This window comes from Paenibacillus sp. 01T431 (assembly GCF_056398625.1).
Genome location: NZ_JBFTPT010000013.1, coordinates 87,324 through 109,435 on the forward strand (window position 1 = coordinate 87,324; position 22,112 = coordinate 109,435).

A 22,112-nucleotide genomic window follows, 5' to 3' on the forward strand; every position below is an offset into this window, starting at 1 on the left:
ATGCAAAAAAATAAGAAGAAAAATTATTCTTTTGCCATGAATATTTGGTATTGATGCAATAGGATTTCTACCCTCCTGTTTTATCTTGCAAGCAACGGCATTTCGTATGCACATCAGAGCCTATCTGTGCATATGTTTAGAGATACATGTGAAGATGGCTATGGGGCTCGGAGAGTGCGAGCGCCGCCTGAGGACAATGTCATCTGCTCACGCCTATGTTTCCAAGATAAACGTACAAGCAGTTACGGGAGGGATGAGTCCTATGACAGGAATCGAGAAATGGCTCTTAAAACGAGGGGTATCCATCGATGATGTAACAGAAATCGTTTATACGCTGCAGCGTCCCTATAATGGTGATTTGACGATGGAAGAGTGTGAGGAAAGCGTAAGGGCGGTACTTGGCAAACGAGAGGTTCAATATGTCATGTATACGGGTATGGCCCTTGATGAGTTAGCTGAGCGGAAGTTATTGCCAGAGCCTTTGCAATCGATTATGGAAAATGATGAGTCGCTTTACGGTGTGGATGAGACGCTTGCGCTCGGCATTACGAATGTTTACGGCATGATTGGATTGACGAGCTTCGGATATTTAGATAAAGTAAAACCCGGTATTATTCGTCAACTAAATATAAAAGGTGAACGAATTCATGTTTTTTTAGATGACCTGGTTGCTGGATTAGCCGCTGCCGCGTCTGCTCGAATTGCACATCAGGACCCGAAAGCGATCCAATATGATTTGCCGGATTCGCCTTAACTATGGTATCATTGTGAGATCATATGGCCTGTTACCGGGATAGCTGTGCTTAGTAAGTGAGCTTTGTGGAAGCAAAGTTTTCAGGAGGTACCATGATGTGGACGGTCATTTATATCGCACCAACAGCAAAAATTGCAGATAACATCAAGAAGCGGCTAACGGATGAAGGGTTTCTGGTGAAAATCCGCTCCGTCAATCTGTCCAAACAGCAATACGAGATACTAGTTCCGTCAGGCGAGTTGGAGGAAGTTCAAGAAGTATTCAACTCCATTATGCGGCCATTATGATGGACTGCTCTATACTATTGCGCCTTGAGAGGTGTCACACGTGCAAATAAAAGATTTATTTACTAAGAAAAAATATGCAACAATACCTTCGGAACCACGCAAGCGTGAAGTTCCTGAGGGCTTGATGAATAAGTGCTCCAAATGCGGCACGATTCAGTATAGCAAAGAGTTGGAAAAGAATTTGAAGGTATGCTCATCCTGCGGTTATCATTACCGTCTAAGCGCGTTGGAGCGTATTGCATTAACGCTTGATGATGGGCATCTAGTAGAATACGATGCCAATATGGAATCCATCGATCCTCTAAATTTCCCAGGTTACGCGAGCAAGCTAGAGCAGCAGAAGAGCAAGTCAAGTCTTCGCGAAGCTGTCGTAACAGGAGAAGGTACGATTGGTGGTTTTCCTGTCGTCGTAGCAGTCATGAGCTTTGATTTTTTCACTGGCAGTATGGGATCCGTAGTTGGAGAGAAAATTACAAGAGCGATCGAAGCGGCTCATGAGAAGAAACTGCCGCTTCTTATTTTCTCAACATCGGGCGGCGCCCGGATGCAGGAAAGTATTCTTAGCTTAATGCAAATGGCCAAAACGAGCGCGGCACTTTCAAAGTTTCAAGGTGCCGGGGGTTTGTTTATTTCGATTTTTACCGATCCTACTACGGGCGGGGTTTCGGCAAGCTTTGCGAGCTTGGGCGATTACAATTTGGCCGAGCCTGGCGCGTTGATCGGTTTTGCCGGACGAATTGTTATCGAACAAACGATTCGCCAGAAGCTGCCTGACGACTTCCAGACGGCTGAGTTTAACTTGCAGCATGGCCAATTGGATAAAGTCGTACACCGCAAAGATATGAAACCTACGTTAGCAAAGCTGCTTGATATGCATTGCGTAAGGGAGGAAACATCCTATGGCGGGTGAGCTGCCTTTTGAAAAACCGTTGAACGACTTGCGGCAGAAGGTAACTGAGCTTAAGACCTTAAGCGTGGAGAAGGGTATCGACTTCACGGAAGAAATTCGCGGTCTTGAGCTTAAGTGCAAGCAGCTGGAAGAAGAATTGTATAGTGAGCTGACTCCGGCTCAAAAGATGCATATGGCGCGTCATCATCAGCGTCCGACATCGTTAGACTTCATTCAAACGGTATTTACCGACTATATGGAGCTTCATGGAGATCGTCTGTTTGCAGATGATCTTGCCATCGTTGGTGGCCTTGCTAAGATAAACGGTGTTCCAGTTACTGTTATTGGACACCAGCGCGGCAAGGACACTCGTGAGAATATTGCTCGTTTCTTCGGCAGTCCTCATCCTGAGGGCTTCCGCAAGGCGCTTCGTCTAATGGAGCAAGCGAACAAATTCAAGCGGCCAATCATCACGTTTATTGATACGAAGGGTGCTTATCCGGGCAAAACCGCCGAGGAGCGAGGTCAATCGGAAGCGATTGCGCGCAACCTGCGGGAAATGGCCGGCTTCGGCGTGCCTATTATTTGTATCGTTATTGGTGAAGGCGGCAGCGGGGGAGCACTCGCTTTAGGCGTCGGAAACCGTGTATTAATGTTGGAAAATGCGATTTATAGTGCAATCTCGCCAAATGGAGCGGCATCCATCTTATGGAAAGATGCTTCCAGGGCAGATCAAGCAGCTGAAGCCATGAAGATTACAGCCAAAGATTTGTTAGAATTTGGTGTAATTGAGGATATTGTTCCAGAGCCGCAGGGCGGCGCACATAAGGACTTGGCATTTCAAGCGGAGCAAATTAAGGAAAAGCTGTGGCAGCATTTACAAGAACTTATGAAAATGAGTGCTGAGCAGCTTATCGAAGATAGGTATAATAAATTCCGTAAAGTCGGTCAATTCAAGATCGTTGAAGAGCCCGGAGATGTGGCGGACGGAGCAGTTGCCGATACAAATATCGGTATAAAAGCGGACGCGGTGAATGTATCTCAGGAACAAGCGCCGGAAGCAACTCCGACCGTTCAATAGTGAATAATATGTAAAAATGATTATTTCACTGTACAAGCAGTGGGTTGTCATGTCAGTATAGTAAAGAATATCAGGCAGTATACGGAGGAAACTTAACATGCGTAAAACGAAAATTGTTTGTACTATCGGTCCATCCAGCGAATCACTGGAAAACACTAAAAAGCTAATCAATGCAGGCATGAACGTTGCCCGTCTTAACTTCTCACACGGAGATTTTGAAGAGCACGGCAACCGTATTAAAAACATCCGCATTGCAAATGCAGAACTTGGTACTTCGGTAGCGGTTTTGCTTGATACGAAAGGTCCTGAAATTCGTCTTGGCAAGCTTAAAGAAGAGCCTATTGAGCTTAATCAAGGTGAAATCGTTACGCTTACTACAGAAGAAATTTTGGGTGACCGCAACCGCGTTCCTATTACTTACAACAACCTTCCAAACGATGTAACAATTGGTTCAACTATCCTCATTGATGATGGCTTGATCGGATTGACAGTTGAAGAGGTTAAAGGCACTGAGATCGTTTGCCGTATTGTAAACAGCGGTCCAATTAAAAGCAAAAAGGGCGTTAACGTTCCTGGCGTGAAAATTTCATTGCCTGGTATTACTGAAAAGGATGCTAACGATATCGTATTTGGTATCGAGCAAGGCGTAGACTTCATCGCAGCATCTTTTGTTCGTAAAGCGAGCGACGTGCTTGAAATTCGTGAATTGCTTGAGCGTCATAATGCAGGTCACATTCAAATCATCTCCAAAATTGAGAACCAAGAAGGCGTAGACAACCTTGATGAAATTCTTGAGGTTTCTGACGGACTTATGGTAGCGCGTGGCGACCTCGGCGTTGAAATTCCAGCTGAAGAAGTGCCGCTCGTTCAAAAAAATATGATCAAAAAAGGTAACCGTGTAGGTAAACCTGTCATTACAGCAACACAAATGCTTGATTCCATGCAGCGCAACCCGCGTCCAACTCGCGCAGAAGCGAGTGACGTTGCAAATGCGATTTTTGACGGTACAGATGCGATCATGCTTTCCGGCGAAACAGCTGCGGGAAGATATCCAACTGAATCCGTACAAACAATGGCTCGTATTGCTGAGCGTGCGGAAGCCGCTTTGGAATACCGTGAAATTTTCACAAAACAAGCCAATGCACAACAAGTATCCGTTACAGAAGCAATCAGCCAAGCTGTTGCTAACTCGGCTCTTGACCTTGGTGCAAAAGCGATCATCACATCGACACAAAGCGGCTTTACAGCTCGCATGGTATCGAAGTACAAGCCTAAAGCTCCAATCATTGCTGTAACGACTGATGAGAAGGTATTGCGTCGTCTATCTCTCATTTGGGGCGTATTTGCAGTGCTTGGTCCAGATGCGGATACAACGGATGAAATGTTCGAAAATGCTGTAAAAGGCGGAATGAGCACTGGATTCCTAAGCTTGGGAGATACAGTTGTTATTACAGCTGGCGTTCCAGTTGGCCGTGCTGGCACTACAAACCTTATCAAAATCCACCACATTGGTGAGCTTTTGGCACAAGGACAAGGTATCGGCAGCCAAACAGCTATCGGTAAAATTGTAGTAGCTCGTACACCTGAGGAAGCTATTGCAAAAACAACTCAAGGTTCAATCTTGGTAACGATCTCCACAGATAAAGAATATATGCCTGCATTTGAAAAAGCTGGCGCAGTTATTACAGAGCAAGGCGGAATTACTAGCCATGCCGCTGTAGTTGGCCTGAATCTTGGAATCCCAGTTATTCTTGGTATTCAAAATGCAACTGAATTGCTGCAAGATGGCATGGAAGTTACCATCTATGGCGAAACAGGCGTTATCTATCACGGCCAATCAAAAGTACTGTAATAAAACAGTGCCTTTGTTAACAACAATATAGTACAAAAACAAAAAGCGATGGTGATCTCACCGTCGCTTTTTGCTAATCAATTCGTCAAAGCATGTTCGATTTGATAAAAAATGGGGGGACATTTATGCTGTCAGCTTCCACTTGGGTTCTGCACCCGCTGCGCGTTCGTTATCAGGAAACCGATCAAATGGGTGTCGTTTTTCACGGGAATTATGTAACTTGGTTCGAAATTGGACGTACTGAATGGATAAGAAATGCTGGTTATGACTATAAAACGATTGAAGAGCATGGATTGCTGCTGCCGGTTATAGATTTGCAATGCCGCTATGTGCAACCCGCTCGCTATGACGATACTGTAGTCGTTTGTACTCGAATTGCGGATTGCAGCCCTCTGCGCGTATCCTTTGAATCACAGGTTAGAAAGGTATCACTGGATGATTTCCATGCGTCAGTAGTATCAGAAAGCGAATCACTGCCTGGAGAACTGCTCGTGGAGGGTGGAACCAAGCATGTGTGGGTCAACGAGTCATGGCAACCAGCGCGCTTAAACAAAGTCATGCCTGAATTGTATGAACTGCTGCGTACGAAGTAAGTTTGCTGCGCAAACCAAGCTTATGCTTACGAAGTAAGTTTACTGCGTAAACTTTGGAGGAGGTCCAATCATGTATAAATGGCTGTTGGCAGTTTTAATTGTTGTTCCATTGGTTGAGCTTTGGGGAATTTTTCAAGTTAGCGGCTGGATCGGGGGCTGGAACACTTTTTTTATACTGATCCTCATGGGTTTGGCAGGCGCTTATTTGGCTCGAATGGAAGGGCGAAAAGTATGGGGCGAGGCTCAGCGTCAAATGCAAGCTGGACAAATTCCTGGCCAGTCGCTATTAGATGGATTATGTGTGCTAGCAGGGGGTATTTTGCTGCTGCTGCCAGGGTTTCTGTCTGACATCATAGGCATTACGCTGCTTATTCCTTTTACAAGAACCTTTTATAGACTAATCATGCTGCGTGAATTAGAGAAAAGAATACGAAACGGCAATTTTAAGATCGGAAGATTCTAATATTTACGTGACATTTACAAAAGGTTAACATGGCAATAATAGTCATGCTTCATAATGAGATAGATACAAGTCGTTTCTTGTCGTTATATTAGCATTCTTGATATGAGGCAAGAAGCGTATGTTAGAAAAGCAGGTTTATTTCGCAAAATTACTCAGGAGGCGTGAGAAATGACCAAGCTTTTGTCCAACTATGTAAATCGTGACTTAAGTTGGATCGAATTCAACCGAAGAGTTCTTCAAGAGGCGCAGGATCTCAGCAATCCGTTGCTTGAGAGAGCAAAGTTTTTGGCAATTGTCTCAAGCAATTTGGATGAATTTATGAGCGTGCGAGTTGCTGGCATCCAGATGCAGATGAGAGCCGGCTTATCCAAAACTGATTTTACGGGCTATACGCCCTCTGGACTTTGGAAGCGGCTGATTAAGCGAGCAACCCAAATGGTCCATGATCAATATCGTACATACAGAGAAGTGTTCCGGAGCCTCAGTCGTGAGGGCATTTTTATTCGTTCGCTGGATGAGCTTAATATAACGCAAACGAAAGCAGTCTCGGATTATTTTCATGAAATCGTATTTCCAGTACTTACACCGATGGCTGTCGATCAGAGCAGACCGTTCCCGCTTGTTCATACGAAAGAGCTGTATTTAGCAGTACTTCTAAGACAAGAGAGTGATCCGTCTGAAGAGGAGCCGTTGTTTGCGATTGTCCAGGTTCCTTCTATTTTACCGAGATTTGTACCTGTTCCTGGACGAATTAACAGCAAGAAAACGGAGTTTGTGCTTCTTGAGGATTTAATTGAAAAGTTCATCGATACGTTATTCAACGGCTATATTCCATTCTCAGTGAACCCGTTCCGCTTAACAAGGGATGCGGATATTACATTGAATGAAGAGGATGCCGAGGATCTGCTTGAGGAGATCGAGAAAGAGCTGCGTCGCCGCCGCTGGGGAATTCCTGTAAGGCTCGAGGTTTCCAAGGGGATGCACCCTTATGCGCTCGAAATGCTTACCGAAGAGCTCGAAATCGAAGATAATTTATTTGAAATAGATGGACCGCTTGATTTAAGCTTTTTGATGAAGTTTGCAGGAGCGGTACCGGGCAATGATAATTTGCGGTATGAGAAGCTTGAGCCGATTTATCCAAGAGAATTTGACCACACTGACGATATGTTTGAGGTCATCCGCCAGCGCGATGTTTTGATGTATCATCCTTATGAATCATTTGATGCAGTTAATGACTTTGTCATGCAGGCTGCATATGATCCCGACGTGCTAGCGATAAAAATGACGTTATACCGCGTGAGCGGCCAGTCTGCGCTCGTTCAAGCGCTTGCTAAGGCAGGCGAAGCTGGTAAGCAAGTAACGGTCGTTGTAGAGCTAAAGGCGAGGTTTGACGAGGAAAGGAACATCGCTTGGGCGCGCCAGCTGGAGAAGGCTGGTTGCCATGTCGTTTACGGCCTAGTTGGTCTGAAGACACATGCGAAAATCCTGTTAGTTGTAAGACGAGAGCAAGGCACGCTGCACCGCTACGTTCATGTAGGGACAGGGAATTATAATGACAGTACGGCAACATTATATACGGATATTGGACTTTTTACGTCACATCCAATAATCGGCGGCGATGCTTCGGCTTTGTTCAACGAGGTTACGGGTTATTCATCACCTTATGAGTGGAAAGCTTTTGGCGTTGCGCCTTCTGATTTGAAGGAAAAGCTATATCGGTTAATCGATAGGGAAAGATTGAATGCAGCAGCCGGCAAGCCAGCTCGCATTATTGCCAAGATGAATTCTTTATCGAATCAAGAGATGATCGATAAGCTTTATGAAGCTTCTCAAGCGGGAGTGAAAATCGTATTAATCGTTCGCGGCGTTTGCTGCTTGCGGCCGGGTGTTCCTGGGCGCAGTGAAAATATTCAGGTAATAAGTATCGTCGACCGTTTTCTGGAGCATGCACGGATTATGTACTTCCATAATGGCGGGGAAGAAGAGGTATATTTGTCGAGCGCGGATTGGATGACTCGTAATCTTACAAGAAGGATCGAGCTTATGTGTCCCGTATTTGATCCAATTTTGAGACAAATATTAATTAAGATGCTTCAGCTTAATATCGATGATAATGTAAAAGCCCGTGAATTGCAGCCGAACGGTACTTATGAGCATCTTACTAGTGCTGATAAAGAGCCGTTCCGCAGTCAATTCGAGGCAAAGGTTATAGCGTCTTGGAAGGGACGTGCGTAGCCGAAAAGTCGAGGCACGGCGTGAATCCCCAAACTTTCTTGAATTCGCTGGCGAGCTCATCCACTTCTCGGCGCTCAACTGCAAGCGTTCCTCGCGGCTGAACTGGGCGAAGCAGCAGCTGATAACCAGATAATTGGACATTTAGTTGCGCAATGGCTTGTGTTTCCCCGCGATCAAGCGCTGTAGACAGCTGAAGCAGTGAGCCAAGCTTATAAATGACTTCAAGGTCGGATTCGTTGAGCAGTTCCTTATATTCGGAAATGTGCTGACGAGCCCGGCCTTTGCTTTTGTAAGATGCGATAGCTGCTGTCATAATCATTTCGCGATGCGTTAGCCCATTCAACTGGGAATTAACAATAAGATAGAAGGAATGCCTTGCATATTCGTAATAATCAATGGATGCACCGATTCGGAACAACTGTGACGCTGTGTCCAGCAGCACTCTCGATTGAGGTGTCAGTGGATGAACATAATTCAGGACATCATAAATCTCTAGAGAGATTCGGTTAACCTGCAGCACATGCTGCTTTGGTGCTTCCGGATGCAGGGCACTTAAATTTGTTAGGCTATATTTGAGCACATCATCTAGTTTTGGACGATTTGGAAATCTGGTTGCATGGAACAAGCCATCGCGCAGTCCAGCACCGCAAATTCGGTAATAAGTTGCTTTGGTTGCACGGAATAATACGCGTAAAATAGCGACACCGGGTACAACTACATCAGCACGATCCTTGGACAAGCCCGGAAGTTTACGTCTTTTATCAAGCGGAAGCTTGCGCATTTGATGGAAGAGTTCATCAACGTGCTCGCTCGTAATCGGATAATTATGTGTTTGCGGAAAAGGGTATTTGTATGCGGCTTGATGCATTTTTCCTAATGCACGCACCGTTCCTCCGACACCGACGAGAGGCAGTCCTGATGTTTCTCCAATCCAGGTCTCGTTTCGAGCCGCTTCTGCAACGATGGCTTCAAGCGCCTTCAGGTCTTCATCTTGGAGCGTGCCTTTTGTGCCGAAACGTTTGTTGAAGCTTACGCAACCAAACGGAAAGGATACAGAATGAACGAGAACGCGGTTGCGAAATAATGAAAGCTCGGTGCTTCCACCGCCGATATCAATGAGAAGACCGTCACGAATATTGAGTGAGTTAATCATCCCGAGAAAGCCGTACGAGGCTTCATCCTCACCGGTAAGCAATTCGATGGATAAGCCTGTGGCCGAATGAATACGAGCAAGGATTTCTGAACGATTATTTGCATTTCGAATAGCAGCCGTAGCGACTGCTCGAATATGGCTTGTATGATTATATGTGCAAATCATGGTAAAATGATTCAGTGTGTCGATCAGATCATCGATCGCTGCACTTGGCAGACATCCGTTTTCATCAATACGTTCGCTTAGTCTGGCAGGCCGTTTACTGCTATCCGCCACACGATGAGCACCATTTGCTGTCTTCTCGTAAACGACGAGACGGACGGAGTTGGAGCCTATGTCAATAATTCCGATGCGTTGTCCTGTCATGTTGCGCCTCCAATACGGCAAAATTTGCTCTGTAAGTTCTCTTTTTGACATTTTACCACTTTATCCGTTTCTGTAAAAATAGTTTATGCTGCGGCTAAAATTGGAGCGAATAGGGAAAAATGCAGTTTGAGCATACGAAGTGAAGCGGAGAAATAATAAGCGAAAAAAATATTGATGACGCTGATAAAGCATTTTTATGTCTGTATTTGTTCACATAATTGCCGAAATCATTTATGATTAAAGGCGATGGTACAAAAACGACCCCTTTTTATTGTTTACGATAACCATGTTAAAGGAGAGAGAACGATGACAGCAACTAAAGGTCTGGAAGGAATTGTCGCAGCGACGTCCTCCATCAGCTCCATTATTGATGGCGTATTGACATACCGCGGTATTGATATTGATGATCTTGCGGAAAACGCTACTTTTGAAGAGGTTGCCTACCTGCTATGGTACGGCAAACTACCGAATCGTTCTGAGCTTGATGGACTGCAAAAGCAATTGGATCAATTTGCAGCGCTTCCAGAAGGCGTAATTGATCAAATCAAGCTTTATCCAAAAAATACAAATTCTATGGCTGCGCTTCGCACGGCAGTATCCAGCTTAGCATTGTACGATGAATCTGCAAACGATATGTCTCCTGAAGCGAATCAATTGAAAGCAATTAAATTGCAGGCGCAGCTGCCAACAATTATTGCTGCTTTTTCACGCATCCGCCTAGGACAAGAGCCTGTAGCTCCAAAGAAAGGCGTATCCATCGCCTATAATTTCTTGTATATGCTTACTGGCAGCGAGCCGGCTGAAGTTGCTGTTAAAGCACTTGATCAAGCGCTCGTTCTTCATGCTGACCACGAGTTGAACGCGTCGACATTTGCTGCTCGTGTAACCGTAGCAACGTTGTCGGACATTTATTCGGGCGTAACGTCCGCGATTGGCGCTTTGAAGGGCCCTCTTCATGGCGGTGCAAACGAAGCTGTAATGGTGATGCTTGAAGAAATCGGTTCTACTGCTAACGTTGAAAGCTTTATTAACAACGCGCTTGCAAACAAAGTGAAAATTATGGGCTTTGGTCACCGCGTATACAAAAACGGCGATCCTCGCGCGAAGCATCTGCAAAAAATGTCCCGCGAGCTTGGCAAGCTGACAGGCAACATGGAGCTTTACGAAATGTCTGTTAAAATTGAAGAGCTGGTAACTGGACAAAAAGGCTTGAAGCCTAACGTGGACTTCTACTCAGCGTCTGTCTATACAACGCTTGACATTCCACGCGACTTGTTCACGCCTATTTTTGCAATCAGCCGGGTATCTGGTTGGAGCGCGCATATTCTTGAGCAATATCAAGATAACCGCTTGATCCGTCCGCGTGCCGACTATGTTGGTCCGGTTAATGCGAAGTACATTCCGATTGAAAAGCGTTAATTCGTGATTTAAGTTACAATAGAGAGAGCGGATAAGCTCTACGCTCTCTGTTTTTTAAAAAAAGACATCATATTTCATTTATACTTGCTATAAAGCAGGTACAATTCTAAGGAGGATTTTATTCATGGCTAAGTTCGAAAAATTCGCGCTTCCAACTGAAGGCGAACAAATTACAATTGACAACGGTGTTCTTCAAGTACCTAACAACCCAATTATTCCTTTTATCGAAGGCGACGGCACTGGCCGCGACATTTGGAAAGCTTCGAAACGCGCGCTTGATGCAGCGGTAGAAAAAGCTTATAACGGCGAGAAAAAAATCGCTTGGTACGAAGTATTTGCCGGCGAAAAAGCTTTCAACGCATACGGCGAGTGGCTGCCTGCTGATACATTGACAGCAATTCGTGAATATATCGTTGCTATTAAAGGACCATTGACTACGCCTATCGGCGGCGGCATTCGTTCATTGAACGTTGCACTTCGTCAAGAACTTGATCTTTACACTTGCTTGCGTCCTGTTCGTTACTTCACGGGTGTACCTTCCCCAGTAAAACGTCCTGAGCTTGTTGACATGGTTATTTTCCGTGAAAATACAGAAGATATCTATGCGGGCATCGAGTACCAAGAAGGTTCTGCAGAAGTGAAGAAAGTAATCGAGTTCTTGCAAAACGAAATGGGAGCTAACAAAATCCGCTTCCCAGAAACTTCCGGTATCGGCATCAAGCCAGTATCGAAAGAAGGTTCCAAACGTCTTGTTCGCGCAGCGATCGAGTACGCAATTAAACACAGCAAAAAATCAGTTACACTTGTACACAAAGGCAACATCATGAAATACACAGAAGGCGCGTTCAAAAACTGGGGCTACGAAGTGGCTGAAGAAGAATTCGCTAACGAGACTTTCACATGGGGTCAATACGATCGCATTAAAGAAGCAGAAGGCACTGACGCAGCTAACAAAGCACAAAAAGATGCAGAAGCAGCTGGCAAGCTAATCGTTAAAGACGCAATTGCGGATATCGCATTGCAACAAGTACTTACTCGTCCGACTGACTTTGATGTTATCGCTACATTGAACTTGAACGGCGACTACTTGTCCGATGCTCTTGCAGCACAAGTTGGCGGTATCGGTATTGCTCCGGGCGCGAACATCAACTACTTGACTGGACACGCAATCTTTGAAGCTACTCACGGTACAGCTCCGAAATATGCTGACCTTGACGTAGTTAACCCAGGTTCCGTAATCCTTTCCGGCGTAATGCTTCTTGAGCACCTAGGCTGGCAAGAAGCGGCTGACCTTATCTATAAAGGTATGGAAGCTTCGATCAACAACAAAACAGTAACTTATGACTTTGCTCGCTTGATGGAAGGCGCAACAGAAGTAAAATGTTCCGCATTCGCAGACGAAATCATCAAAAACATGTAGTTTTATAAAAAGTAGGGGGGCAGATGCCCCCCTCATCTTTTATTCTATTGCTTTTCGTACAGGGGAATGGCGTCCCGCAGGGACACATTCCTAGCAGTTCGCACGGGGAATGGCGTCCCGCAAGGGACACATTCCCTTCGCGAATAAGCGTAAAGCGTGTCCCAAAGGGACGAAAGCGATCCATGCTCAACAGTCGCTCAAGAGCGCCGATATCCCTCCTGCGTTAGTCCAATTGGCAGGTGTCCAGAGGGCGCAGCGCCCCTTAGGTCCTCCCTTGGAAGGGAGGATTTAGGTGGGTTCGACATCTCTTGGGAGGTTGCAAGTGAAAACAGGGGGTCAAAGGGGTCTCCCCTTTAACTAAAGTTACAGGAGGTTTACACCAGATGGCGATTAAGCGTAAAAAAATTACTGTAGTAGGAGCGGGCTTCACTGGCGCTACTACTGCACTTATGCTAGCTCAAAAAGAACTAGGCGATGTTGTTCTTGTTGATATCGCACCGCTTGAAAACCCAACTAAAGGTAAAGCACTTGATATGCTTGAAGCGACACCGGTGCTTGGAGTAGATGCAAACATTATCGGTACTGCCAACTACGAAGATACAAAAGATTCTGATGTTGTGATCATCACTGCAGGCATCGCTCGTAAACCAGGTATGAGCCGTGACGACCTTGTTAGCACGAACGCTGGAATCGTAAGATCCGTTTGCGAAAACATTAAAGAAACTAGCCCTAACGCTTATGTTATTATTTTAAGCAACCCGGTGGATGCGATGACTTATGCAGCCTTCCAAACGCTTGGATTCCCTAAAAACCGTGTAATCGGTCAATCAGGCGTCCTTGATACAGCTCGTTATTGCACATTTATTGCGCAAGAGCTTAACGTATCCGTTGAAGATGTTCGCGGCTTTGTGCTTGGCGGGCATGGCGACGATATGGTCCCACTCGTTCGCTACTCAAATGTTGGCGGCATCCCAATCGAGAAGCTTATATCAGCAGAACGAATTGAAGCAATCGTACAACGCGCTCGCGTTGGCGGCGGCGAAATCGTAAACCTGCTCGGCAACGGCAGCGCGTATTATGCGCCTGCAGCTTCGCTGGTTCAAATGACAGAAGCCATCCTTAAAGACAAAAAACGTATTATTCCAGTTATCGCTTTGCTTGAAGGCGAATACGGTTATAATAACTTGTTCATGGGTGTGCCAACAATCATTGGCGGTGACGGCATTGAAAAGGTGCTTGAGCTTGATTTGACTGCTGAAGAGAAGGCTGCACTTGATAAATCTGCTCAATCCGTACGCAACGTTATCCAAGTAGTAACAGGCTAGCAAGCAAGCTCAATTGCTGCTTTTATAAATGAATGCGTTTGGGAGGACCCTGACAGAATGCTGCCAGGGTCCTCTTGTTTATTTTCAAGGTACAAAAGAAAAGGTTTACTATGGGAGGGGAACAGGTTGATCGAACAAGCAAGACAAGCCTTGAAACAGGTATATGGCTATGATTCTTTCCGTAAAGGACAGGAAGACATAATATCGGGGATTATGAATGGACGCGATACACTAGCTATTTTGCCGACCGGCGGCGGAAAATCGATTTGTTATCAAATTCCATCCATGCTTTTGCCGGGAACGTCTCTTGTTATTTCGCCGCTCATCTCGCTCATGAAGGATCAGGTTGATGCGCTGAGGCGAGTCGGGGTATCTGCAGCGTTTCTTAACAGCTCGCTAGGAGCAGCTGAATATCGAGATGTGATGCGAAACGCGATGATGGGAGAATATAAGCTGCTGTATGTTGCGCCTGAACGACTTGATGCGCCGATGTTCCAATCGTTATCTGAGACGCTCACTATACCGCTCATTGCGATAGACGAGGCTCACTGCGTATCGCAGTGGGGGCATGACTTCCGTCCCAGCTATCGTCAGCTGGCAGGCTGGATTGCTCGAATGAAAGATCGGCCGCTCGTTGCGGCGTTTACAGCTACAGCTACAAACGAGGTAGCGCTTGATATTTCAGAAATGCTCAAGCTGCGTGAACCTAGCATTTTTGTAACGGGATTTGCGAGACCGAATTTGTCTCTATCCGTCGTTACAGGCGTGGATAAGAAAAAGTTTCTTGAGAGCTTCATATCAGGGCGTAAGGATCAATCAGGCATTATCTATGCAGCAACTAGAAAAGAAGTCGAGAATGTATATGAGCAATTAACACGCAGAGGCATTCAAGCAGGCAAATACCACGGTGGGTTGTCGGATGCTGAGCGCGCTGACACACAGGAGAAGTTTCGATTCGATGAGATTCGTGTAATGGTTGCAACGAACGCTTTTGGAATGGGCATTGATAAACCAAACGTACGTTATGTGCTGCATTGGCAAATGACTAGCGATATTGAATCCTATTACCAAGAAGCTGGCCGTGCCGGCCGTGATGGAGAGGAGAGCGAATGCATTCTCTTGTTTGAACCGGCTGATATGCAGGTGCAACGCTTTCTGATCGAACAGGGCACTGGGGATTCAGATCGTAAATCGATTCAGCTATCTAAGCTCCATACCATGATGAACTATAGCCGGACACAGCGTTGTTTGCAGCAGTTTATCGTTGATTATTTCGGAGAGACGGATGTTGTGGCATGCGGGAAATGCAGCAGCTGTCTCGATAAGAGCGAGCCGGTTAACCGGACGGAGGAAGCGAAGATGGCGCTCTCCTGCGTTGGTCGAATGAGAGGGCGTTTCGGTGTAACGATGGCAGCCAAGGTACTAAAGGGATCGCGTGATAAACGGCTGCTTGAATTTGGGCTCGATCGTTTGACTACTTACGGTTTAATGCGGCATTTGCCCGAGAAAGAGATAGCGGATTGGCTTTATTGGCTCGTGGCTGAAGGATACTTAAAGCTTAGTGAAGGGCAATATCCAGTCGTCTCGCTAACTGCGAGCGCACTGCCGGTACTGGAAGGCCGCGAACCAATTATGCAAAGAGTTAGAGCAATGGTTCGGCAAGCAGCCTCTTCCGATTCAGCAGCTGCTTCACCTCTATTCGATGCGCTCAAGCAATGGCGCAAAGAAAAGGCAGCTACAGAGGGTGTGCCTCCATTTATGTTGTTCTTTGATGCAACGCTGCGAGAAATCGCAATGGCTCGTCCGCAAAACGAGAATCAATTGCTTAGCGTGAAGGGGATTGGTGCTGCGAAGGCGGAGAAATATGGAGAAGATCTGCTCTCGATTATTCATTCATTCGGAGGCGAAGGTCAAGCCGAAGGAATGATAATAACTGCGGCTAGAGAGCCGTCAGTCGTCAAGAAGGCAGCAACGAATGATGAGCAGCCAAGTCACTATGCTACGCTCGAGCTATTTCAAAGTGGGCTGGAACCTGATGAAATAGCGAAGGAACGCGGATTAACGAAAGTAACCGTTGAAGGACATATCATACGGTGTGCAGATGAAGGTGAAGAAATCGATTGGAGCAGAATCATTCCAGCAGAATATGAGCAATTGATCGTCCATGCGGTTGGCGAGCAAGGAATCGATAAGCTGCGTCCCATAAAGGATGCTTTGCCTGAGGAAGTTACTTATTTTGCAATTCATGGGGTTATGAGTAAATACGGCTTTAAAGCTTAAAGCCAACCGAAAATCGATTAAAATGAGCTTTCTAATTAAAGTGTGAAAATTTAGGGAACGATTTCGGAGCTAATTCAACAAAAAAGGGTATAAAACCTCGGTTCAGGAGCATAGTCATTTGAAAAAAATCTCGTTTCTGATAAACTATTTATAGAATTAATTTTGGCAATTGCGAATCAATGAATGGATGATTACGTTTTACCAAAACAGGAGGAGTTAAAATGTTTAAAGTAATGTTATTTTTGCACGTGATTGGTGCAGTAGGTATGGGCTTCTATATCGTTCTTCCAATCATGCTGGGTAGAGCTACTAAGCTTGCCGGAGTTGGACAAGGCGGATTAGCTGACGGCCTGCGTTCGGCAAACCGAATTGCGCAATATTTTCTAGTTTTGCAGCTGCTAACAGGTGGATATTTGATGTCGCAAGCGGATTACAAGGTGGCATGGATGGTCATTATTATTTTGCTGTTCCTGGCAATTGCGGCACTAGGCGGAATTATTTCCAAGCCGCTTAAGCTTGTAGTAGCTTCCATTCAAGAAGGCAAAAGCGCAACTGCACACATTAACAAAGCACGCGTGATGAGCATCATCGTATTGGTGCTATATATCGCTATTATCTACTTCATGAAGTTTCCGATGATCTAAAGCTAATATGGATAACGCCGATTATATAACGCTATAGGGGGATTTTTACGTGTTAGAATCATCGCCGCAAATTGTTACGTTTGGCGAATCAATGGCTTTGTTTATGCCAGAGGAGCATAAGTCAATCGAACGCGCCGCTACGCTGGAACAAAGCTTTGGCGGAGCGGAAAGCAATGTCGCAATAGGACTTGCACGTCTAGGCTCCTCTGTTGGATGGTTTGGCGCTCTCGGCGACGATCCGTTTGGCAAAATTATTTTGAAGACGCTGCGGGGCGAAGGTGTAGACGTATCTCGTGCGCAGCTTAGCTCGGAAGCTCCTACGGGCATGATGTTTCGTGAGCATGTAGCGGGTAGAACAGCCGTTCATTATTTCAGAAAGCATTCGGCAGCTAGTCGGATGCTGCCTGAGCATCTTGACGAGAATTATATTCGCGGTGCTAAACTGCTTCATGTAACCGGTATCACAGCTGCGCTTAGCGAGGCTTGCCGCAAGACGGTTCGCCGCGCTATCGATATTGCGAAGGAAGCTGGGGTGCTTGTCAGCTTTGACCCGAACCTGCGGCTTAAGCTGTGGTCAATCGAAGAAGCTCGTGCAGCACTGCTGCCGCTTGCAGCAGATGCGGATTACTTTTTGCCAGGATGGGACGAGCTTAAGCTATTGTACGAAACAGACGATTATGAGCATATTAAAGGACAGCTAAATCAATTAAAAGCGGTGTCGATCATTAAAGGCAGAGGCGACACGACGATTGTTCTAAACAAAGGGCAGGAAGAAAGCTTGCCTTTTTATCCGGCTGAGCAGGTTGTTGATACTGTAGGCGCGGGTGACGGCTTTTGCGCTGGTTTCTTGGCAGGAATTATGAAGGGCTTATCCCCTGTAGAAGCAGTACGCCTTGCAAGTATTAATGGATCATTAGTCGTTCAAATGCGTGGCGACTGGGAAGCTTTGCCGGAATGGAGTGTCGTCCAACAGCGGATGTCCGCCAAGGCTTGGGTGGAGCGCTGACAATGGCTGAATTGATCGGTAACAAGGGCCAGCGTCGCCGTGAAGCTATTCTGCAGCTTTTGAAGCAGCAGGGCAGGGTGACGATTTTGGAAATGGTTGAGCGCTTCGGCTGCTCTGAGGCGACGGCTCGAAGAGATCTTGAGCAAATGGAAGCTGATTATCCGGTTATTCGGACAATTGGCGGTGCGATGTACGATGGAATGAATTCAGTTAGGGATTTGCCTTTTGCGGAGAAGGAAGGTTTGTCGATTCTAGAGAAAGAGCATATCGCGGAATTAGCTGCTTCTTTAATTTTGGAAGGCGATGTGATTGGTCTCTCTGGCGGTACAACAAATTTCCTTATTGCTAAGATGATCAAATCGAGGCGGGGCATCACGGTAGTAACCAATGCGGTTAATATCGCGATGGAGCTGGCAGGCAGCGATATTCAGGTTGTCGTTACCGGCGGCATTATGCGCCATAACAGCTTTGAGCTTTGCGGGCCTCTAGGTGAGGGAATGGTCGCTCATTTGCATATCGGAAAGATGTTTATCGGTGTTGATGGTATATCTGCTGCTGGAGGCATCACGACCTACTCCGAGCAAGAAGCGCAAATTGCTAAAGCACTCATTAAGCGTTCACAAGCGGCTTATGCCGTATTCGATCATACGAAGACAGATCGCACCTCGTTATTTTCCATTGCATCCTTATCCGAGCTGAAAGGCGTCATTACGGATGTTCCGCTCACTGAAGAGCTTGCAGCTGAAATGAAGCAGCACGGTATTTCCGTATACGTGACGGATTAACAAATAATAAAAAGAGGTTCCGTGTTCAAAGGTTTTCTAACCTTTGAGCACGGAACCTCTTGCTTTTTTTACGCTTGTTTAGCCTCGTATATGGAACGGCCTTGCGCCCAAGTCTGTTGAACCTGCATTTGCGAGTCAATCCATACAAGATCAGCTTGTTTGCCGCTCGTAATTGTACCTGTACGGTCGCTGATGCCAAGCTGTTTTGCTGCATTGCCGCTAGCCAACCGACTAATTTCAGAAAGCGATAGGTTGGTATGCTCATGGATAAAGCGTACGGCACCAATCATCGTTAAACAGCTGCCTGCTAGGGCGTTGCCATCTTTTAATCTTGCTTCGCCGTTTTTTACGATGACGGCTAAGCCTCCGAGACTATATTCGCCTTCCGGCATGCCTGCTGCTGCCATCGCATCTGTGATCAGTATAACCTTATCTGAAGGTTTAGCAGCGAGCACCAAACGAATTGCAGCTGGATGCACGTGAATTCCATCGGCTATGAGCTCGGCCACAATACGGTCATCGGTCAATACAGCTCCTAGCGTTCCGGGTTCACGGTGATGCAGACCACGCATTGCATTATAGGTATGAACAGCCTGCGTAAGGCCAGCATCAGCAGCAGCGATCACTTCATCATAGACAGCATCCGTATGCCCGCAGGCTGTGACGATCCCTTGCTCAGCAAGCCAAGCGATGGTCTCAATCGCACCGCTTTTCTCAGGAGCCAGTGTAAGCTGACGGAGAAGATCGGGCCACTTGGCATGCCATTGCTGCATCCATTCCAGCTGAGGTGTTTTAATATAAGCTGGGTTTTGAGCGCCTGGCCATGCCTCGCTTATGAACGGACCCTCCAAATGTACGCCATACAAGGCTGCGTAAGGCATTTCACTGCTGCGGTAATCTGCAACGGCATGCAATACGTCTTCAATTGCTTCCTTAGGAGCAGTCATCGTTGTAGCAAGCATGCCTGTCGTACCTTGTGAGGCATGGAATTTAGTAATGGTGTCAAAGCTTTCACGGCTGGCATCCATAAAATCCGCACCAAATCCACCGTGAACATGCACATCAATAAAACCAGGAAGCAGCCAGCCTCCCTTTCCGTCTATAGACAACTGTGCATCTGAAGCCTCATTTGCTGCCTCGTTGTCATCTTGGGCAATAATTTTTGCAATTTTCCCATCTTGTACAAAAACACTGCCGTTAACTATCCCATCTTCAAGCACGATATTTACGTTGTGGATGAACCAGTTTGCAGAGTTTAGGGTCATTTAACTTAACATCCTTCCCGCCTCGCGGTCTAGTAGAACAATGACGCGCGCATGAGTTTGCAGCAATGAAGCCGGTACGTTAGTCGTAATTGGACCAGTCAATGCTTCTTTTACAATTTCTGCTTTGTCAGCACCACGAACAGCCAGCACGATCGTATTAGCTTTTAAAATAGAGCCAACACCCATCGTAATTGCATACTCAGGTACTTCATCCATAGAATCGAAGAAACGAGCATTTGCTTCACGCGTTTCCTCTTTTAATTTAACAACGTGAGTGCCGCCAGAAAGATTAACATCAGGCTCATTGAATCCAATATGACCGTTGTGGCCTAGACCAAGCAATTGAATATCTACTGGTCTTGCTTCTAGCATTGCATCGTAAGCATTCGATTCCAGCTCAACATCCGAAGCCATGCCATTTGGCAAATGGATTTGGTTCTCGGGAATATCGATGTGCGAGAACAGATGCTGCTTCATGTAGTAGGCGTAGCTTTGGTCGTTATCAGGCTTGATTCCGACATATTCATCCAAATTGAACGTTGTCACATCTTTAAAGCTAACGTTGTTTTGTTTATGCAGTTCTACTATTTTGTCATAAATTCCGATGGGTGTCGATCCTGTTGCAAGGCCTAGTACTGCATCTGGTTTCTCTTTAACGATACCTACAAATAATTCCGCAGCATAAGCATCTAATTCCTGTTGTGTATCAAATATAATCATTTCCATGTTTAGTCCCCCTATAAGGCTTTTGTTAGTTATATTTTATATGAATTTCGACGGTTTAACAAGATAAAATGATTGTAAAATTCAGATAAATGATTGTAAAAATCATTTATCTACTGAGCTAGCCGTCGCTTCTAACTCATCGGTCAGGCTCATATTTTTAGGATTGGGGTTAGTCTCTTTATAATGCCACATTTATTAGAAGAACTATTCTAGACGCCAGAGCGCATGCATCAGAATGGACGGATCAGCTTATGTGTCAATGTCGTGGAGTTGAGAGCGTGAATCAAAAAAATGTGCTAAACTAGTACATAGTTACTACGCTGAAAAGGTTATGAAGTGTAAAGTGCAAGCAGGCCTAATGGATACATATATGTTCAGCTTATTGATGAGGAAATTCACAAGTTGTATACGCAGGAATAGAAGATAGAGAAGCGAAACGTGAGCGGCGCTGCTATAAAAGGCGTTGGCCGTTTAAGCTTGGGAGGAACAAGCATGTCAGTAGATCAGCAAGCAGCAACTGCAAAGCGTAAAGGAGAACATATACGTATTTGCTTGCAGGAGCAAGTAAACAGCGTTGGCATTGAAACGGGCTTGGGGCGGTACCGCTTTAAGCATAATGCACTGCCTGAGCTTTCCTTCGCTGAAGTAAGCCTAAATACAGATTGGTTCGGCAAAAAGCTTGGAGCCCCACTGCTCGTTAGCTCCATGACTGGAGGAACGGATGAAGCAGGGGCTATTAATCGTCGATTGGCGGTTGTGGCAGAAACGAGGGGCTGGGCGATTGGGCTAGGCTCCATGCGCGCCGCAATAGAAAACGAACAGCTCGCAGCTTCGTTCTCCATACGGAAAGATGCACCTACCGTACCGGTTATTGCTAACATTGGTGCGGTTCAGTTGAATTATGGTTTTGGTGTAGAATCATGCCGCAGGGCTGTAGACATTGCTGAAGCGGATGCGTTAGTCCTGCATCTCAACAGCATGCAAGAGGTGTTTCAACCCGAAGGAGATACCGATTTCCGCAATTTATTGGTTTCGATTGAGCAGGTTTGCAGGTCGCTTAATGTGCCCGTTGGGGTAAAAGAAGTGGGCTGGGGCATTGATGCGGAAACGGCAGCAGCGCTTGTGGGTGCAGGCGTTTCCTTTATTGATGCTGCTGGTGCGGGTGGAACTTCATGGAGCCAGGTCGAGAAGTTTCGCTCCACCGATGATTTAAGAAAGCAAGCTGCTGAAGCATTCGCGGATTGGGGCATACCGACTGCTGAGAGTGTGACGGAAATTCGCGCTGCGCTTCCCGAGGCTAATATTATTGCAAGTGGAGGTTTGCGTACGGGTGTTGATGCTGCGAAAGCAATTGCGCTAGGCGCAAATCTTGCTGGCTTTGGACGCGTATTGCTGCCGCAAGCGGCTAGCAGCAGCAAGGAAATTTCGCAGGAGCAATTGCTGCAGCAATTCGAACGGATTGAGTTTGAAATGCGTACGGCGATGTTTGGCATTGGCGTTGGTACGGTTAGTGAGCTGCGTCAAACAAACCGATTGATCCTAAAATAATAGTTAAATATCATTCGAGGT

The 22,112-nt window shown here is 46.1% G+C and carries 19 protein-coding genes; 16 read left to right on the top strand and 3 right to left on the bottom strand.

What is annotated here, in order from left to right; translation table 11 throughout:
- Nucleotides 1-262 precede the first annotated feature (262 nt).
- The 8 genes from AC1DM9_RS22925 (at nt 263) to ppk1 (ending at nt 8,154) form a co-directional block, all read left to right on the top strand.
- Entirely contained in the window at nt 263-754 is a 492-nt protein-coding gene (locus tag AC1DM9_RS22925; RefSeq protein WP_076267801.1) for a phosphatidylglycerophosphatase A family protein, read from the top strand.
- A 95-nt stretch (nt 755-849) separates the two neighbouring features.
- Nucleotides 850-1,041: a glutamate decarboxylase gene (locus AC1DM9_RS22930; protein WP_076267800.1), complete on the top strand. Its 192-nt coding sequence runs from the start codon at nt 850-852 to the stop codon at nt 1,039-1,041.
- Between the two features lie 40 nt (nt 1,042-1,081).
- The gene (gene accD / locus AC1DM9_RS22935) at nt 1,082-1,951 is read left to right on the top strand and encodes an acetyl-CoA carboxylase, carboxyltransferase subunit beta (protein ID WP_076267799.1); all 870 of its coding nucleotides are present in this window, start codon (nt 1,082-1,084) and stop codon (nt 1,949-1,951) included.
- Nucleotides 1,941-3,011, top strand: a complete 1,071-nt coding sequence (locus tag AC1DM9_RS22940) for an acetyl-CoA carboxylase carboxyltransferase subunit alpha (protein WP_076267798.1) — start codon at nt 1,941-1,943, stop codon at nt 3,009-3,011. Before accD ends, AC1DM9_RS22940 begins: the two co-directional genes overlap by 11 nt.
- Nucleotides 3,012-3,108: 97 nt before the next feature.
- The gene (gene pyk / locus AC1DM9_RS22945) at nt 3,109-4,863 is read left to right on the top strand and encodes a pyruvate kinase (protein WP_076267797.1); all 1,755 of its coding nucleotides are present in this window, start codon (nt 3,109-3,111) and stop codon (nt 4,861-4,863) included.
- A gap of 92 nt (nt 4,864-4,955) precedes the next feature.
- Nucleotides 4,956-5,456 (top strand): acyl-CoA thioesterase, encoded by a 501-nt coding sequence (locus AC1DM9_RS22950; protein WP_477582398.1) that lies wholly within the window; start codon nt 4,956-4,958, stop codon nt 5,454-5,456.
- Between the two features lie 70 nt (nt 5,457-5,526).
- Nucleotides 5,527-5,919, top strand: a complete 393-nt coding sequence (locus AC1DM9_RS22955; protein ID WP_076267795.1) for an FxsA family protein — start codon at nt 5,527-5,529, stop codon at nt 5,917-5,919.
- Nucleotides 5,920-6,087: 168 nt separating this feature from the next.
- Nucleotides 6,088-8,154 (top strand): polyphosphate kinase 1, encoded by a 2,067-nt coding sequence (gene ppk1 / locus AC1DM9_RS22960; RefSeq protein ID WP_477582400.1) that lies wholly within the window; start codon nt 6,088-6,090, stop codon nt 8,152-8,154.
- On the opposite strand, the gene AC1DM9_RS22965 is transcribed toward ppk1, so the two are convergent.
- Complete coding sequence (locus AC1DM9_RS22965; RefSeq protein WP_441875641.1) at nt 8,126-9,673, bottom strand: Ppx/GppA phosphatase family protein; 1,548 nt, start codon at nt 9,671-9,673, stop codon at nt 8,126-8,128. The genes ppk1 and AC1DM9_RS22965 overlap by 29 nt on opposite strands.
- Nucleotides 9,674-9,979: 306 nt before the next feature.
- Between AC1DM9_RS22965 and citZ the strand changes: the two genes are divergently transcribed.
- The 7 genes from citZ to AC1DM9_RS23000 all read left to right on the top strand — a co-directional run bounded on the left by citZ (nt 9,980) and on the right by AC1DM9_RS23000 (nt 18,552).
- Nucleotides 9,980-11,092 carry a citrate synthase gene (gene citZ, locus AC1DM9_RS22970; protein WP_477582403.1) on the top strand — a complete coding sequence of 371 codons (1,113 nt, stop codon included), beginning with the start codon at nt 9,980-9,982 and terminating at the stop codon, nt 11,090-11,092.
- Nucleotides 11,093-11,216: 124 nt separating this feature from the next.
- On the top strand, nt 11,217-12,512 hold the full coding sequence (icd, locus tag AC1DM9_RS22975; RefSeq protein WP_054028579.1) for an NADP-dependent isocitrate dehydrogenase: 1,296 nt from the start codon (nt 11,217-11,219) through the stop codon (nt 12,510-12,512).
- A gap of 383 nt (nt 12,513-12,895) precedes the next feature.
- On the top strand, nt 12,896-13,837 hold the full coding sequence (gene mdh / locus AC1DM9_RS22980) for a malate dehydrogenase (RefSeq protein ID WP_076267790.1): 942 nt from the start codon (nt 12,896-12,898) through the stop codon (nt 13,835-13,837).
- A 126-nt stretch (nt 13,838-13,963) separates the two neighbouring features.
- Nucleotides 13,964-16,117 carry a DNA helicase RecQ gene (gene recQ, locus AC1DM9_RS22985; RefSeq protein ID WP_441875648.1) on the top strand — a complete coding sequence of 718 codons (2,154 nt, stop codon included), beginning with the start codon at nt 13,964-13,966 and terminating at the stop codon, nt 16,115-16,117.
- Nucleotides 16,118-16,338: 221 nt separating this feature from the next.
- Complete coding sequence (locus tag AC1DM9_RS22990) at nt 16,339-16,761, top strand: hypothetical protein (RefSeq protein WP_076267788.1); 423 nt, start codon at nt 16,339-16,341, stop codon at nt 16,759-16,761.
- Between the two features lie 49 nt (nt 16,762-16,810).
- Nucleotides 16,811-17,767: a sugar kinase gene (locus AC1DM9_RS22995; protein ID WP_477582405.1), complete on the top strand. Its 957-nt coding sequence runs from the start codon at nt 16,811-16,813 to the stop codon at nt 17,765-17,767.
- A gap of 2 nt (nt 17,768-17,769) precedes the next feature.
- Entirely contained in the window at nt 17,770-18,552 is a 783-nt protein-coding gene (locus AC1DM9_RS23000) for a DeoR/GlpR family DNA-binding transcription regulator (RefSeq protein WP_076267786.1), read from the top strand.
- A 68-nt stretch (nt 18,553-18,620) separates the two neighbouring features.
- Here the strand turns inward: AC1DM9_RS23000 and nagA are convergent, their stop codons facing one another.
- Both nagA and nagB read right to left on the bottom strand, forming a co-directional pair.
- Nucleotides 18,621-19,817: an N-acetylglucosamine-6-phosphate deacetylase gene (gene nagA / locus AC1DM9_RS23005; RefSeq protein WP_477582407.1), complete on the bottom strand. Its 1,197-nt coding sequence runs from the start codon at nt 19,815-19,817 to the stop codon at nt 18,621-18,623.
- On the bottom strand, nt 19,818-20,543 hold the full coding sequence (gene nagB, locus AC1DM9_RS23010) for a glucosamine-6-phosphate deaminase (RefSeq protein ID WP_076267784.1): 726 nt from the start codon (nt 20,541-20,543) through the stop codon (nt 19,818-19,820).
- A 492-nt stretch (nt 20,544-21,035) separates the two neighbouring features.
- Here nagB and fni point away from each other — a divergent pair, with 492 nt between their 5' ends.
- Nucleotides 21,036-22,091 (top strand): type 2 isopentenyl-diphosphate Delta-isomerase, encoded by a 1,056-nt coding sequence (gene fni, locus AC1DM9_RS23015; protein ID WP_441875661.1) that lies wholly within the window; start codon nt 21,036-21,038, stop codon nt 22,089-22,091.
- The last annotated feature ends 21 nt before the right edge of the window (nt 22,092-22,112 follow it).